1 protein-coding gene (running past one end of the window) is annotated in these 16,766 nt (G+C 73.7%); it reads right to left on the minus strand.

Annotation, left to right across the window (positions count from 1 at the left end):
- Positions 1 to 16,749, minus strand: partial view of an SDR family NAD(P)-dependent oxidoreductase gene (locus tag ACZ53N_RS03930; RefSeq protein WP_469139387.1) — the 5' portion only. Its footprint begins 15,579 nt before the window's first position; 16,749 of the gene's 32,328 nt are visible here — the first part of the coding sequence; its start codon is at positions 16,747 to 16,749; its stop codon lies off the left edge, out of view.
- Positions 16,750 to 16,766: the final 17 nt, after the last annotated feature.

The raw sequence follows: 16,766 nt of genomic DNA on the forward strand, positions 1-16,766 counted from the left end.
GTCGGAGATCGCGTCGGTGCCCTCGGTGACGAGCCGCCACAGGTCCTCGGGCGAGCTCACCCCGCCCGGGTACCGGCAGGCCATGCCGACCACGACGATCGGGTCGTCGGCCACCGCGGTCCGCGAGAGCCGCGGCACGACCGGCTCGGCGTCCGGTCCGCCCATCAGCTCGTCGAGGATGTACGAAGCCAGGCTCCGCACTGACGGGTAGTCGAAGACCAGCGTGGCGGGCAGCCGCAGTCCGGTCGCGGTGTTCAGCCTGTTGCGCAGCTCGACCGCTGTGAGCGAGTCGAAGCCGAGGTCGCGGAACGCCCGCCCGGGGTCGACCTCGTCGCCCTTCGCGTGGCCGAGCACCAGGGCGACCTGGCCGCGTACCAGGTCCAGCAGCACCTCGTGCCGCTCGGTCGCGTCGAGACGGCCGAGCCGCTGTACGAGGCCGGCGGCCGTGCCCGACCCGGCCACGACGGCCCGGCGGGAGCGGGTGCGGACCAGGCCGCGCAGCAGCGCGGGCACCTCGCCCTGGGCCCGCAGCGCGGGCAGGTCCAGCCGTACCGGTACCACCACCGGCCCGTCGGTGGCCAGGGCCGCGTCGAACAGCGTCACGCCCTGTTCCGCCGACAGCGGCGGCACGCCGGAGCGCGCGAGGCGCTCCGCGTCCGCGTCCGCGAGGGTGCCGGTCATGCCGCCCGTCCGGTCCCAGGGACCCCACGCCAGCGACACTCCGGGCAGCCCCTCGGAGCGCCGGTGTTCCATCAGTGCGTCCAGGAAGGCGTTTCCGGCCGCGTAGTTGCCCTGGCCGGCGCCGCCCAGGAGACCGGACATCGAGGAGAACACCACGAACGCCGACAGGTCCGCATCGCGGGTCAGCTCGTGCAGGTTCCACGCGGCGTCGACCTTGGGCCGCAGCACCACCGCCAGGCGTTCGGGTGTGAGGGAGCCGATGACGCCGTCGTCCAGGACTCCCGCGGTGTGCACGACCGCCGACACGGGGTGTGCGGCGAGGAGCGCGGCCAGCGCGTCGCGGTCGGCGACGTCGCACGCCACGACCTGGGTGTCGGCGCCGTGGGCCGCCAGTTCGGCGACCAGTTCGACCGTTCCGGCGCTCTCGCCGCCGCGCCGACTGGCGAGCAGCAGCCGCCGCACGCCGCGCTCGGCGACCAGGTGGCGGGCGAGGACGGCGCCGAGGCCGCCCGTGCCTCCGGTGATCAGTACCGTGCCGTCCGGTCCCCACGCGGGGCCCGTGTCCGGCCGGCCCGCGGTCATGCGCGCCAGCCGGGCCGCCAGGACCTCACCGCCGCGGACAGCCACCTGCGGCTCGTCCGCGCCGAGTGCCGCGGGCAGGGACTCCATGGCCGACGCGTCGTCGAGGTCGACCAGGCCGAAGCAGCCGGGGTTCTCCGTCTGCGCCGACCGCACCAGACCCCACACCGCCGCGGCGGCCGGGTCGGCACCGCCGACCGCGCCGCGGGTCACGAACACCAGGCGCGAGCCGACGAGCCTCTCCTCGGCCAGCCACTCCTGCAACCGGCCCAGGACCTCCGCGGTCATCTCGTGCGCGGCGGCCACCGGACCGGTGTCCGCGCGCCCGGCGACGCCCACCAGCACCACACCGGGTACCGGGGCGTCGGATGCCACCAGCGACGCCAGATCGGGGTGTGTCGCGACGTCCGTTCCGGTCGCCGTGAGTGCCTCGGCCAGGCCGAGGACATCCGGTCCGACCACGGCCGTCGGCCGGTCGGCCGCGGCATCGGCCCGCACGGGAACCCAGTCGGGCCGGAACAGCGCGTTGCGGCTCAGGGCCGCGGCATCGCTCAACTGCTCGCCGGAAACGGCCCGTACGAGCAGCGAGTCCACCGAGGCGACCGGCTCTCCGGAGGTGTCGGCCACGGCGATGGCCACCGCGTCCGCACCGGTCCGGGAGAGTCGCACCCGCAGCGCCGACGCACCGGTGGCGTGCAGCGTGACGCCTTCCCACGAGAACGGCAGCCCGCCCTCGCCGCCGTCACCGGCGAGCAGGGAGGCGTGCAGGGCCGCGTCCAGCAGAGCGGGGTGCAGACCGTACGCGGCGGCGTCCGCCTGGACGTCGTCGGACAGTGCCACCTCGGCGAACACCTCGTCGCCGCGCCGCCACGCGGCCCGCAGGCCCCGGAACACCGGGCCGTACGCGAAGCCGATCTCGGCGAACCGCTCGTAGCAGCCCGTCACATCGAGCGGCTCGGCGCCCGTCGGCGGCCACACCACGGCGTCGAAGTCCGTGCCGGCCGGCTGCGCGCCACCGGCGAGCACACCCGAGGCGTGCTGCGACCAGGCCTGCTCGTCGGCGCCCTCGGGCCGGGAGTGGACGGTGACGGTACGGCGGCCGGTGTCGTCGGCGACGCCGACGCGAAGCTGTACCTGTACGGCGCCGTGTTCCGGCAGCACGAGCGGGGCGGCCAGGGTCAGTTCCTCCACCCGGTCGCAGTCCACCTCGTCACCGGCGCGGATCGCCAGTTCCAGCAGGGCCGTGCCCGGCAGCAGGACACGGCCCAGCACCGCGTGATCGGCCAGCCACGGGTGCGACTGGAGCGACAGGCGGCCGGTGAACAGCACCCCTTCGCCGTCCGCCAGCTCCACCGCGCCGTTGAGCAGCGGGTGGCCGACCGAGGTGAGGCCGACGGCGGCCGCGTTCGCCGCCCCGGCCGAGCCGGTCGGCCAGAACCACTGCCGCTGGAACGCGTACGTCGGCAGCTCCACCCGGCGGGCACCCGTCCCGGCGAAGAACCCGGCCCAGTCCACCGGGACCCCGGCGGTGTGCGCGCGGGCCAGTGCGGTGAGCGCGGCCGCTTCCTCGGGCCGGTTCCCGCGCAGTACGGGCACCACGGTCGCGGCCTGGTCGGACAGGGACTCCTGGGCCATGGCGGAGAGCACACCGTCCGGGCCCAGTTCGAGGAAGGTCGTCACGCCGTGGTCGGCGAGCGTCCGCACGCCGTCGGCGAAGCGGACTGTTTCCCGGACGTGCCGCACCCAGTAGTCCGGGGAGCGCAGCTCCTGCGAAGTGGCGGGCCTTCCCGTGAGGTTGGAGACGACCGGGACGTCGGGGTCGGCGAACGACAGGCTGTCGACCACCGCCCGGAAGTCCTCCAGCATCGGCTCCATCAGCGGCGAGTGGAAGGCGTGCGACACCGACAGCCGCGAGGTCTTGCGGCCTTCGGCCGCGAGGCGGCCCGCGAGGTCCAGCACCGCGGTCTCGTCACCGGCGATCACCACGGACGAGGGTCCGTTGACCGCGGCGATCGACACCGTGTCGGTCAGCAGCGGCAGCACCTCGGCCTCGGTGGCCTGGACGGCCACCATCGCACCGCCCGCGGGCAGCGCCTGCATCAGCCGGCCGCGCGCGGCCACCAGGCGGCACGCGTCCGGCAGGGACAGCACTCCCGCGGCGTGGGCCGCGGCCAGCTCGCCGATGGAGTGCCCGGCCAGGAAGTCCGGCCGCACCCCCCACGAGCTCACCAGCCGGAACAGCGCCACCTCGACCGCGAACAACGCGGGCTGGGTGTGACCGGTCTCGTTCAGCGGACCGGCGTCGTCACCCCACATCACCTCACGCAGCGAGCCCTCCACCAGCGGCTCCAGCTCCGCCAGGACGGTGTCCAGGGCCTCGGCGAAGACGGGGAAGCGCTCGTAGAGCTCCCGGCCCATGCCGATTCGCTGGCTGCCCTGCCCGGAGAAGAGGAACGCGAGCTTGCCGCCCGCGACCGAGCCGCTGATCGTCGCGGCGTCGGGCTCGCCGACGGCCAGCGCCGCCAGTGCCCGTACCGCGTCCGTCAAGTCACCGGCCAGGACGACGGCCCGGTGTTCGAAGCGCGTGCGCCCGGTGGCGAGGGAGAAGGCCACATCGCCCGCGCGCGGCGCGGAGAGCGCCTGGACGTGTGACAGCAGGCGTGCCGCCTGGCCGCGCAGTGCCTCCGGCGACTTGCCCGACAGCACCCACGGCACGAGGCCGGTGCCCGTCGCGGCGGCATCGGGAGCGGCGGCGTCGGCGCCAGCTTCGCCTTCGCCGACGGTCGGGGGCTGCTCCAGGATCAGGTGCGCGTTGGTGCCGCTGATGCCGAACGACGACACGCCCGCGCGTCGCGCACGGCCGGAGTCGGGCCACTCGACCGGCTCGGTGAGCAGTTCCACCGCGCCCGCCGACCAGTCGATGTGCGTCGAGGGCTCGGTGACGTGCAGGGTGCGCGGCAGCACGCCGTGCCGCATCGCCATCACCATCTTGATGACGCCGGCCACACCGGCCGCGGCCTGGGAGTGACCGAGGTTCGACTTCACCGAGCCGAGCCACAGCGGGCTGTCCGCGTCACGGTCCCGGCCGTAGGTCGCAAGGAGTGCCTGCGCCTCGATCGGGTCGCCCAGCTTGGTGCCGGTGCCGTGCGCCTCGACGGCGTCGACATCGGCCGGGGACAGACCGCCACTGGCCAGGGCCCGGCGGATCACCCGTTGCTGCGAGGGTCCGTTCGGGGCGGTCAGACCGTTGGACGCGCCGTCCTGGTTGACGGCCGAGCCGCGCAGCACGGCGAGCACGGGGTGTCCGTTGCGCCGGGCGTCGGAGAGCCGCTCCAGCACGACCATGCCCGCACCTTCGGACCAGCCGACACCGTCGGCCGAGTCCGAGAAGGCCTTGGACAGGCCGTCGGGTGCGAGGCCACGCTGGCGGGCGAACTCCACGAACGTCTCGGGGGTCGACATCACCGTCACACCACCGGCCACCGCGAGCGTGCACTCGCCGCTGCGCAGGGCCTGCGCGGCCAGGTGCATGGCCACCAGCGACGACGAGCACGCCGTGTCCACCGTGACCGCCGGGCCCTCGAAACCGAAGGTGTACGAGATGCGGCCGGAGGCCACGCTCAGGGCGCTGCCGTTGCCGCGGAAGCCCTCGAACTCCTCGCCCGTCAGCGTCGCGCCGTAACCGTTGTGCATGGCACCGGCGAAGACACCGGTCTGGCTGCCGCGCAGCGTCGCCGGGTCGATGCCGGCCCGCTCGACGGCCTCCCAGGAGAGTTCCAGCAGCAGCCGCTGCTGGATGTCCGTGGCCATCGCCTCGCGCGGGCTCATCCCGAAGAAGCCGGGGTCGAACTCGCCCGCGTCGTGCAGGAACCCACCGGACCGGGTGTACACGGTCCCCGTCCGCTCCGGGTCGGGGTCGTAGAGGGAGTCGAGGTCCCAGCCGCGGTTGGTCGGGAAGCCGGACATCGCGTGGCCGCCCTCGGAGACGAGCCGCCACAGGTCCTCGGGGGAGCTGACCCCGCCGGGGTAACGGCAGCTCATGCCGACGACCACGACCGGGTCGTCGGACAGGGTGGCCGCTCGCGTGGGCTCCACGGCGGCCGGCTCGGTGTCCGGGCCCGTCAGCTCCTCCAGCAAGTGGTCCACCAGCACCCCGACGGTGGGGTAGTCGAAGACCATGGTGGCGGGCAGCCGCAGCCCGGTCGCGGTGTTCAGCTTGTTGCGCAGCTCGACGGCCGTGAGGGAGTCGAAGCCGAGGTCGCGGAACGCCCGCTCCGGGTCGACGTCGTCACCGCTCGCGTGGCCGAGCACCAGGGCCGCCTGGGCGCGTACGAGATCCAGCAGGGCTTCGAGCCGTTCGGCCCGCTCCAGCCTGCTCAGCCGCTGCGGCAGGTCCGCCGTGGCGGCGGGCCCGGCCACCGCGGTGCGCCGGGAGCGGTCGCGGATCAGGCCGCGCAGCAGCGCGGGGGCCTCGCCGCGCGTGCGCAGCACCGGCAGGTCCAGCCGTACCGGGAGCACGGCGGGTTCGCCGGTGGCCAGGGCCGCGTCGAACAGTGCCAGTCCCTCTTCCACCGACAGCAGCGGCATGCCCGCGTCGGCGGCGCGGCGGATGTCGCGCTCGTCCAGCGTGCTGGTCATGCCCGCGCCCTGGGCCCAGGCGCCCCAGGCCAGGGAGACCGTGGGCAGGCCCTGGGCGGCGCGGTGGTGGGCGAGCGCGTCCAGGAAGGCGTTGCCCGCCGCGTAGTTGCCCTGTCCCGCGCCACCGAACGTGCCGGACACGGACGAGAACGTCACGAAGGCGGCCAGGTCCAGGTCGCGGGTGAGCTCGTGGAGGTGCCAGGCGGCGTCGACCTTCGGGCGGAGCACGGTGGCGAGTCGCTCGGGGGTGAGCGAGGCGATGACCCCGTCGTCGAGGACGCCCGCGGTGTGCACGACGGCGGTGAGCGGGTGCTCGGCCGGGACCCCGGCGAGCAGACCGGCCACAGCGGCACGGTCGGCGATGTCACTCGCGACGACGGTGACCTCGGCGCCGTGGGCCGTCAGCTCCTCACGCAGTTCCGCCGCACCCGGAGCCTCCGGGCCCCGACGGCTGACCAACAGCAGATGACGAACCGAACGCTCAGTGACCAGATGGCGGGCCAGCTCGGCCGCGAGACCACCGGTACCACCGGTGATCAGCACCGTGCCGTCCGGCTCCCAGGCGCGGGGCAGGCTCAGCACGATCTTGCCGACGTGCTTGGCGAGACTCATGTAGCGGAACGCGTCACGCGCCCGCCGGATGTCCCACGTCCTGACCGGCAGCGGACGCAGCACGCCCGCCTCGAACAGCCCCATGAGGGCGTCCCACATCGGCTGGATGTGGGCAGGGTCCACCCATCCCAGGTCGAATGACACGTAGCGGATGCCCCGCAGGTCTGCCGCGTCCCGGATGTCGGTCTTGCCCATCTCGATGAAACGGCCGTCGGGAGTCAGCAGCCGCAGTGACGCGTCCACGAACTCCCCCGCCAGGGAGTTGAGGACGACGTCGATACCGCCGTCGCCCGCGACGGCGGCGAACGCCGCCTCGAAGTCGGTGGTGCGCGAGGAGGCGATGTGATCGTCGGCGACGCCCAGCGACCGCAGGACGTCCCACTTGCCCTCGCTCGCGGTGGCGAACACCTCGGCACCCAGGTGCCGGGCGATCTGGATCGCCGCCATGCCCGCGCCACCCGCGCCGGCGTGGATCAGGACCTTCTCGCCCCGCCGCAGACCGGCCAGCTCGACCAGCCCGTAGTACGCGGTGAGGAACACCAGCGGCACCGACGCGGCCGTCTCCCACGACCAGGCGTCGGGCACGCGCACCAGACGCCGTTCGTCGGCCACGACCAGCGAGCCGAAGCCGCCGACCACCACGCCCATGACACGGTCGCCGGGGCGCAGCCCCGTCACGTCGGGGCCGACCTCGAGGACGACGCCGGAGGACTCGGAGCCGAAGACTCCGGCATCGCCGGGGTACATGTCCAGCGCGTTCAGCACGTCACGGAAGTTCAGCCCGGCCGCCCGTACCCGGATCCGCACGTCGCACCCGGTCAGCGGCTCCAGCACCTCCGGGCAGGGGGCCAGTTCGAGGGCGTCCAGGCTGCCCTTCGCCCGGCTGCCCAGGCGCCACGGCCCGTCCGCCGGCGGGACCAGCCCGCCGCTCGACGCGGTACGGGCCAGCCGGCCCGCCATGATCTCGCCTTCGCGGACGATCACCTGCGGCTCGTCCGTACCGAGGGCGTGCGGCAGTTCGGCCGACGGCGACGCGGACGCGTCGAGGTCGACCAGTCCGAAGCAGCCGGGGTTCTCCGTCTGCGCCGAGCGCACCATGCCCCACACGGAGGCGGCGGCCAGGTCGGCGACGCCACCGGCGTCCACGGCCACGGCGCCCCGCGTCACGAACACCAGACGCGACCCGCCGAACCGCTCGTCGGCCAACCACTGCTGCAGCCGTCCCAGGTTCAGGGTCGTCGCCTCGTGCGTGGCGTCGATCACCGTGGTGTCGGCATCGCCGACGACGGGCACGAGAACGACGCCCGGCACGGGACCGTCCGAGGACGCGAGTGCCCCCAGGTCCGCGTGCACCGCGACAGCGACGTCCGCGGCGCGCAGCGCCTCGGCCAGGCCGAGGACATCGGCTCCGACGACGGCCACCGGTCCCACGATCGGGACGTCGGCCGCTATCGGGGACCACTCCAGGCGGAAGAGGGAGTCCCGGTCCCGGGTGTCGGCTTCGGCGAGCTGGTCGGCCGAGATCTCCCGGGCCAGCAGCGAGTCGACCGTGGCCACCGGAGCGCCCGAGGTGTCGGCGATGTCGATCGCCAGGGCGCCGTCCGCGGCGCGCGACAGCCTCACCCGCACGGCGGAGGCGCCGGAGGCGTGCAGCGACACGCCCTCCCACGAGAAGGGCACCGCTTGCCGCTCCGAGCCGAGCAGTCCGCCCGCGTGCAGCACCGCGTCGAGCAGCGCCGGGTGCAGACCGAACGCGTCCGCCGCGGCCTGCGCCCCGTCGGGCAGCCCGACCTCGGCGAACACCTCACCGTCGCGCAGCCAGGCGGCCCGCAGGCCCTGGAACTCGGGCCCGTACGCGAACCCGTCTTCGGCCCGTGCCTCGTAGAAGCCGGCCAGGTCCACCGGCTCGGCGCCCACCGGCGGCCACACCGTCGCGTCGAACGCGGCGTCGGCGGCACCGGCCCCCGGAACCAGCACACCCATCGCGTGCTGGGTCCACGGGACGTCCACCGCGCCCTCGGTCCGCGAGTACACGCCCACGGACCGGCGTCCGGCGTCGTCGGCCCCGCCGACCCGCACCTGGAGCTGGACCGCGCCCCGCTCGGGCAGGACGAGCGGCGCGGCGAGCGCCAGGTCCTCGATCCGGTCGCAGCCGACCTCGTCACCGGCGCGGATCGCCAGCTCGACGAAGGCCGTGCCCGGAAGGAGCACGCGTCCCATCACGGCGTGGTCGGCCAGCCACGGGTGCGAGCGCACCGACAGGCGGTTGGTGAACAACGCGCCTTCGCCGTCGGCCAGTTCCACGGCGGCGCCGAGCAGCGGGTGTCCGGGGGACGCCTGTCCCACGGCCCGCATGTCACCGGGGTTGCTCAGCATCCCCGCAGGCCAGAACCGCTCGTGCTGGAAGGCGTACGTGGGCAGGTCCACCCGGCGGGCACCGGTCCCGGCGAAGAACGCCTCCCAGTCCACCGCCACACCCTGGACATGCAGCCTGGCGAGAGCTGTGACGGCCGCGGTCTCCTCCGGCCGGTCCTTGCGCAGAACGGGAACCGTCACGGTCTCCTCGGCCACCGACTCGGCGGCCATCGCGGACAGCACACCGTCCGGACCCAATTCCAGGAGCGTTCCGACACCCTCAGCGACCAGGGTCCGTACGCCGTCGGCGAAGCGCACGGCCTCACGGACATGCCGCACCCAGTACTCGGGCGAGCACAGCTCCTCCGCGGTGGCCACCATTCCGGTCAGGTTCGACACCACCGGCACCTCGGGGGCCTCGAACTTCAGGCCTTCTACCACCGCGCGGAAGTCGTCCAGCATCGGCTCCATCAGCGGCGAATGGAACGCGTGCGACACCGACAACCGCGACGTCTTACGACCCTCCGCCGACAAACGGCCCGCTATCTCCAGCACGGCGTCCTCGGCACCGGAAATGACCACCGAGGAAGGGCCGTTGACCGCCGCGATCGACACCTCGTCGGTCAGCAGCGGCAGCACCTCCGCCTCGGTCGCCTGAACGGCCACCATCGCGCCGCCCGCAGGCAGCGCCTGCATCAAACGGCCCCGAGCGGCCACCAGACGGCACGCGTCCGGCAGCGACAACACCCCCGCCACATGCGCGGCCGTCACCTCGCCAATCGAATGACCCGCCAGGAAGTCCGGCTTCACACCCCACGAACGCACCAAACGGAACAATGCCACCTCGACCGCGAACAACGCGGGCTGCGTGCAACCCGTCTCGTTCAACGCCTCAGCGTCGTCACCCCACATCACCTCACGCAGCGAACCGCCCAACAGCGGATCCAACTCCGCCAGCACCTCGTCCAGGGCCTCCGCGAACACCGGAAAGCGCTGATACAGCTCCCGGCCCATCCCCAACCGCTGCGAACCCTGACCCGAGAACAACACTGCCAACGGACGATCGACCGCCACACCACGCGCCACCTCGACCACACCATCGGCCGAGGACAGCAACACCGCACGGTGTCCGAACAGCGACCGTGAGGCCGTCAGGGAAAGGCCCAGGTCCACGGGCGCGATGTCGGCGCGCCCGGCCGCGAACGTCGTGATCCGGTCGAGCTGCGCGTCCAGTGCCGCGCCGGTCCGGCCCGACACCACCCACGGCACCACGTCCGGCGCGACCGTCGGCTCCGGGGCCGGCGAGTCGGTGAACGGTGCCTGCTCGACGATGACGTGCGCGTTCGTCCCGCTGATGCCGAACGACGAGACACCCGCCCGGCGCACCCGGCCCTCGGGCCAGGCCGTCTGCTCGGTCAGCAGCTCCACCGAGCCCGCCGACCACTCCACGTGGGTCGAGGGTTCCGTCACGTGCAGCGTGCGCGGCAGGATGCCCTGGCGCATGGCCATGACCATCTTGATGACACCGGCGACACCGGCCGCGGCCTGCGTGTGACCGATGTTGGACTTCACCGAACCGAGCAGCAGCGGACGCTCCTCGTCGCGGTCCCGACCGTACGTCGCAAGGAGTGCCTGGGCTTCGATCGGGTCGCCCAGCGTCGTACCCGTGCCATGCGCCTCGACGGCGTCCACGTCGGTCGACGACAGGTGGCCGCTCGCCAGGGCCTGGCGGATGACGCGCTGCTGCGAGGGGCCGTTCGGGGCGGTCAGACCGTTCGAGGCACCGTCCTGGTTGACGGCCGAGCCGCGCAGCACCGCGAGGACCTGGTGACCGTTGCGCCGGGCGTCCGACAGCCGCTCCAGCACCACCATGCCGACACCCTCGGACCAGCCGACACCGTCGGCCGAGTCGGAGAAGGCCTTGCACCGGCCGTCGGCGGCCAGGCCGCGCTGACGCGAGAACTCCACGAAGGTGTTGGGGGTGGACATGACCGTCACACCACCGGCCAGCGCCAGCGAGCATTCGCCCGCGCGCAGGGCCTGGGCCGCCCAGTGCATCGCGACCAGCGACGACGAGCACGCCGTGTCGACCGTGACCGCCGGGCCCTCCAGCCCGAAGGTGTAGGACACGCGGCCGGAGGCGACGCTCGGCGCGCTGCCGTTGCCGCGGAAGCCCTCGAACTCCTCGCCCGTGAGGGCGTTGCCGTAGTCGTTGTACATCACGCCGGCGAAGACACCGGTCTGGCTGCCGCGCAGGCTCACCGGGTCGATCCCGGACCGCTCGATGGCCTCCCACGACGTCTCCAGCAGCAGGCGCTGCTGGGAGTCGGTGGCGAGGGCCTCACGCGGGCTCATCCCGAAGAACTCGGCGTCGAACTCGCCCGCGTCGTGCAGGAAGCCGCCGTGCCGGACGTGGGTCCTGCCCGGGTGGTCCGGGTCGGGGTCGTACAGACCGTCGATGTCCCAGCCGCGGTTGGTCGGGAAGCCGGATACCGCGTCGGCGCCCTCGGTGACCATCCGCCACAGGTCCTCCGGCGAGCCCACGTCACCGGGGTACCGGCACGCCATGCCGACGATCACGATCGGGTCGTCGGCGACGGGCGTCGTGGCACGCAGGGGTACGGGGGCGGCCGTCTCCGCCTCGGCGCCGAACAGCTCGTCCAGCAGGTAGTCGGCGAGGACCCCCGGCGTCGGGTAGTCGAAGACGAGCGTCGCGGGGAGCCGCAGGCCGGACGCCGTGTTCAGGCGGTTGCGCAGTTCGACCGCGGTCAGGGAGTCGAAGCCCAGGTCCTGGAACTGGCGGGCCACGTCGACGGAGCCCGCGCCGGCGTGCCCGAGCACCAGGGCCACCTGGCTGCGCACCAGGTCCAGCAGGACCTCGCGGCGCTCCTCGCCGGTGAGGGGGACGAGTCGCTGCACGAGGGAGTCGACGGCGTTGGAGGACTGTGCGACGGCGCGGCGGGTGGGGACCCGGATGAGTCCGCGCAGCAGCGGGGGGATGTCGCCCTTGGCGCGCAGCGCCGGCAGGTCGAGCCGTACCGGCAGTGCCACCGGCTCCGTACCGGCCAGGGCCGCGTCGAACAGCGTCACACCCTGTTCGACGGAGAGCGGCGGCATGCCCAGCCGGGCGATGCGCTCGACGTCCACGTCGGTCAGCTCGCTCGTCATGCCCACCGACTGGGTCCAGGGGCCCCAGGCCAGGGACAGGCCCGGCAGGCCCACGGCGCGGCGGTGGGCGGCGAGGGCGTCGAGGAAGGCGTTGCCCGCCGCGTAGTTGCCCTGTCCCGCGCTGCCCAGGGTGGCGGACACCGACGAGAACACGGCGAAGGCGGTCAGGTCCAGATCGCGGGTCAGCTCGTGCAGGTTCCACACCGCGTCGACCTTGGGCCGCAGTACGGCACTCAGGCGTTCGGGGGTCAGGGAGCCGATGACACCGTCGTCGACGACACCCGCGGTGTGCACGACGGCCCGCAGCGGGTGGGCGTCGTCGATGGTCTCCAGCAGCCCGGTCAGCGCGGCGCGGTCGGAGACGTCGCAGGCGGCGACGCGCACGTCGGCGCCCTGTGCCGTGAGCTCGACGGCCAGGTCCTCGGCTCCGGCGGCGGCGAGGCCCCGGCGGCTGACGAGCAGCAGCCGTCGGACACCGTGGTCGGTGACGAGGTGACGGGCCAGCACGGCGCCCAGGCCGCCGGTGCCGCCGGTGAGCAGGACGGTCCCGTTGGCGTCCCAGACGGCCTCGGGGGCGGTGTCCGGCACCGAGAGGCGGGCCAGTCGGGCGGCCAGCGGCTGTCCGTCGCGGACCGCCAGTTGCGGCTCGTCGACGGCCAGCGCGGCCGGTACGGACGCGAGCGAGGCGGCGGCGGTGTCGAGGTCCAGCAGGCCGAAGCGGCCGGGGTTCTCGGTCTGCGCGGAGCGCACCAGGCCCCAGGCGGCGGCCGCGGCGAGGTCCGTGGGGGCGCCTCCGGCGACGGCCACCGCGCCGTGGGTCACGAAGACCAGGCGCGCGTCGGCGGACCGTTCGTCGGTCAGCCAGCGCTGCGCCAGGCTCAGGACGGAGCCGGTCACGGCGTGCGTCGCGGCGGCCTGCCCCGCGCCCGGCTCGCCGGTCACGGGGACGAGCACGACGTCGGGCACCGGGGTGCCCGCGGTGAACAGGGCGTCCAGGTCGGCGTACACGTCGGTGGTGGTGCCGGTGGCGCGGAGCGCCTCGGTCAGGGCTGTGGTGTCGGTACCGACGACGGCGACCGGTCCGGTGGCCGCCGCGGGCTCGGTCCGTACGGCGGACCATTCCACGCGGAACAGGGAGTCCCTGCGCACGGAGTCGGCCTCGGTCAGCTGCTCGGTGGGCACGCGGCGGGAGACCAGGGAATCGACGGAGGCGACGGGGCGGCCGGTGGTGTCCGCGACGGCGATCGACACCATGTCCTCGCCGGTGCGGGACAGTCTGGCCCGTACGGCGGAGGCGCCGGAGGCGTGCAGCGACACGCCCTCCCAGGAGAACGGCAGTCCGCCGTGGCTGATCGCGCCGAGGTCGCCGAAGGCGGCGGCGTGCTGGGCGGCGTCGAGCAGCGCGGGGTGGAGTCCGAACGCGGCCGCGTCGGCCTCCACGCCCTCGGGCAGGCTCACTTCGGCGAACACCTCGTCGCCGCGCCGCCACGCGGCCCGCAGGCCCCGGAACAGCGGTCCGTAGTCGAAGCCGATCTCGGAGAGGCGTTCGTAGCAGCCGTCGAGGTCGACCGGCTCGGCGCCGGCCGGCGGCCACACGGTGGCGTCGAAGCCGTCTGCGGCCGTGCCCGTGGCGGGGGCGAGGACACCGGTCGCGTGCGCGGACCAGGGGGCGTCGAGGGCGCCCTCGGCCCGCGAGTACATGCCCACGGTCCGGCGCCCGGCGTCGTCGGCCACACCGACCCGCACCTGGAACTGGATCGCGCCCTGTGCGGGCAGCACCAGCGGGGCGGCCAGTGCCAGCTCCTCGACCCGGTCGCAGCCGACCTCGTCACCGGCGCGGATCGCCAGTTCCACGAAGGCCGTGCCGGGCAGCAGCACCCGGCCCTGGACGACGTGGTCGGCCAGCCACGGGTGCGACTGGACCGACAGGCGGCTGGTGAACAGCGCGCCTTCGCCGTTGGCGAGTTCCACCGCGGCACCGAGCAGGGGGTGCCCGGCGGAGGCCAGTCCGGCGGCACGCATGTCACCGGTGTTGTTGCCGACCCCCGCGGGCCAGAAACGCTCGTTCTGGAACGGGTAGGTGGGCAGGTCGACCCGGCGGGCGCCGGTGCCGGCGAAGAACGCCTCCCAGTCCACGCGCACGCCGCCCACGTGCAGCCGGGCCAGCGTCGTCACGGCCGCGGTCTCCTCGGGCCGGTCCTTGCGCAGGACGGGAACCACCACGGTGCCCTCGGGCACCGACTCGGCGGCCATCGCCGAGCAGACACCGTCCGGGCCGAGCTCCAGCAGGGTGCCCACGCCCTCGGCCACCAGGGCCCGTACCCCGTCGGCGAAGCGCACGGCCTCCCGGACGTGCCGCACCCAGTACTCCGGGGTGCGGATCTCCTCCGACGTGGCCATGCGGCCCGTGAGGTTGGACACCACCGGGGTCGACGGCGCCTGGAACGTCAGGCCGGAGACGACCGTGCGGAAGTCGTCCAGCATCGGCTCCATCAGCGGCGAGTGGAAGGCGTGCGAGACCGACAGCCGTGACGTCTTGCGACCGTCGGCGGCGAGACGGCCGGCGAGGTCGAGGACCGCCGCCTCCTCCCCCGCGATCACCACGGACGAGGGGCCGTTGACCGCCGCGATCGACACCTCGTCGGTCAGCAGCGGCAGTATCTCCGCCTCGGTCGCCTGAACGGCCACCATCGCACCACCAGCGGGCAGCGCCTGCATCAAACGGCCCCGGGCGGCCACGAGCCGGCAGGCGTCCTCCAGCGAGAACACCCCCGCGACATGCGCCGCGGCGATCTCACCGATGGAATGACCGGCCACGAAGTCCGGGGTGATCCCGAGGGACTCCACCAGCCGGAACAGCGCCACCTCGACCGCGAACAACGCGGGCTGCGTGTAACCGGTCCGGTTCAGCTCGTCCGCGTCGTCGCCCCACATCGCCTCCCGCAGCGGGCGGTCCAGGAGCGGGTCCAGCTCCGCCAGCACCGCGTCCAACGCCTCGGCGAACACGGGGAAGCGGCCGTACAGCTCACGGCCCATGCCGAGCCGCTGCGAGCCCTGGCCGGAGAACACCACGGCGAGCAGGCTCTCGTCCGTCGAGGCCACCCCGCGGGCGGCCTCGACGACGCCTTCACCGGAGGCCAGCAGCACCGTGCTGTACTCGAACACCGACCGGCCGGCCGCGAGCGAGAGGCCCACGTCGAGCGGCGTCGCGTCGGGGTGGTCGGACGCGAACGTCGTGATGCGGTCCAGTTGCGCGTCCAGCGCCGCCCGGGACCTGCCGGACACCACCCAGGGCACGACGCCCGGCGTCACCGTCGGCTCTTCGGCGGCCGGTGACTCGGAGGCCGGTGCCTGCTCCAGGATGAGGTGCGCGTTCGTGCCGCTGATGCCGAAGGACGAGATGCCCGCCCGCCGCGCCCGGCCCGTGTCGGGCCACTGCACGGACTCCGTCAGCAGCTCCACCGAGCCCGCCGACCACTCCACGTGCGACGATCGCTGCGTCAGGTGCAGCGTCCGGGGCAGGACGCCGTTGCGGATCGCCATGACCATCTTGATCACACCGGCGACGCCCGAAGCGGCCTGGGTGTGACCGATGTTCGACTTCAGCGAGCCGAGCAGTAGCGGGCGTTCCCGGTCCTGGCCGTAGGTGGCCAGGAGGGCCTGGGCCTCGATCGGGTCACCCAGCTTGGTGCCGGTGCCGTGGGCCTCCACCGCGTCCACGTCGGCGGGCGCGAGGTGCGCGTTCTCCAGGGCGGCGCGGATCACGCGCTGCTGGGAGGGTCCGTTGGGGGCGGTCAGGCCGTTCGAGGCGCCGTCCTGGTTGACGGCCGAGCCGCGCAGCACCGCGAGCACCGGGTGACCGTTGCGCTGGGCGTCGGAGAGGCGCTCCAGGATCAGGATGCCGGAGCCCTCGCCCCAGCCCGTGCCGTCGGCTTCTTCGGAGAACGACTTGCACCGGCCGTCGGCGGCCAGGCCGTTCTGCGCGGTGAAGGAGACGAACGCGCCGGGCGTCGACATCACCGTCACACCGCCGGCCAGGGCGAGGGAGCACTCGCCGCCGCGCAGTGCCTGCGCGGCGAGGTGCAGGGCGACGAGCGACGCGGAACAGCCCGTGTCGACGGTGACGGCGGGGCCTTCGCAGCCGAGCGTGTAGGACAGCCGCCCGGAGATGACGCTCGCCGCGTGCCCGGTGGTGGAGTAGAGCTCGGCGTCCTCGTCGGATGCGGTGATGACGGTGCTGTAGTCCTGGCCGGTGGTGCCGACGAACACACCTGTCTGGCTCTCCCGCAGGGACGAGGGGTCGATGCCGGCCCGCTCCAGCGCCTCCCAGGACACCTCCAGCAGCATGCGCTGCTGGGGGTCCATCGCCACCGCCTCGCGGGGGGAGATACCGAAGAAGCCGGGGTCGAACTCTGCCGCGTCGTAGACGAACCCGCCCTGCTGGGCGAGGCTGCCGCCGGGGCCGCCGCCGGCGAGGGTGCCCAGGTCCCAGCCACGGTCGGTGGGGAAGTCCGTGATCGCGTCGCGGCCCTCGGCGACGAGTCGCCACAGGTCCTCCGGCGAGGCCACTCCTCCCGGGAAGCGGCAGCCGATGCCGACGACCGCGATCGGTTCCACCGCCGCCGCGACCAGCTGTTGGTTCTGTTGCCGCAGCCGCTCGATTTCCTTCAGGGACGACCGCAGCGCTTCGACGTATTGGTTGGTGGAGGTGTTCATCGTTCTACTCCAGGTCG

The sequence above is a fragment of the Streptomyces sp. NPDC033229 genome, from assembly GCF_055576875.1.